Annotated in this window: 1 protein-coding gene and 1 pseudogene; both read left to right on the top strand. The window is 65.4% G+C overall.

Features of this window, described 5'->3' with window-relative positions; genetic code table 11:
* Positions 1–128 precede the first annotated feature (128 nt).
* Entirely contained in the window at positions 129–443 is a 315-nt protein-coding gene (locus LDQ05_RS19585) for a hypothetical protein (protein WP_226438617.1), read from the top strand.
* A pseudogene (locus LDQ05_RS19590) lies at positions 440–757 on the top strand (hypothetical protein); the annotation flags it as partial. The gene LDQ05_RS19585 and the pseudogene LDQ05_RS19590, both read left to right, overlap by 4 nt.

Genomic DNA, 757 nt, shown 5'->3' on the forward strand with positions numbered 1-757 from the left:
GGCGGGGCGCATGTACGACCCCGGGCCGACCGGGCGACCACGAAAGACCGCATGATGCGCCGACTCGCCCCTCCGCGCCGAATCCCGCGCCACCGACCAACTCACCCACCCACCCCAGGAGGACAGCAATGGATGACAACACCCGCACATGGCTACGTGACCTGTTCGGCGACCCGCCACGCGACGACACCCGCGGGCCCGGACTCGACCGAGAAACGATCCTGAGACAGAACGACATGGCCGGGAAGGTCGTGCACGTCACCATCCCCGGGCAGCTCGTCGAAGACGCCGACGGTAACCCGATCGGCATGACCCCCAACCTCACCGAATCCTCGTACTTCGGTGTGTGCATGACCCTCCGCAACCTCGCGGAGGCCGGACTTACCCCCGACGACGTACCGAACATCCGCATCGTCGACGAACCCAGAAAGGGACAGCAGTGACCGAACAGCAGAACGACCAGACCATCGACGAGACCACCGAAGTCACGGACACCGTGTCCGAGACTCCCGACGTGGAGACCACGGAGACACCGGAAGTCGACGAAGGCCGGGAAGCGGCGAGGTACCGGCGGCGACTCCGCGACACCGAGAAGGAACGCGACGCACTACTCGAACGCGTCGACACGCTGCGTCGCGCCGCCATCGACACCGAAGTCACCGTCAAGCATCAGATTCCCACCGACGGTTTCTGGGCTACCGGCATCACCGTCGACGCCCTGCTCGACGACGACGGCAACATCGACACCGAGAAAGTC

It is taken from the genome of Rhodococcus yananensis (assembly GCF_020515525.1).
In the GTDB taxonomy this organism is placed as follows: domain Bacteria; phylum Actinomycetota; class Actinomycetes; order Mycobacteriales; family Mycobacteriaceae; genus Rhodococcus; species Rhodococcus yananensis.

What these genes read in the sequence shown, in the direction of transcription:
- LDQ05_RS19585 (WP_226438617.1), top strand. Translation starts at nt 129, where the DNA reads ATGGATGACAACACCCGCACATGGCTACGTGACCTGTTCGGCGACCCG.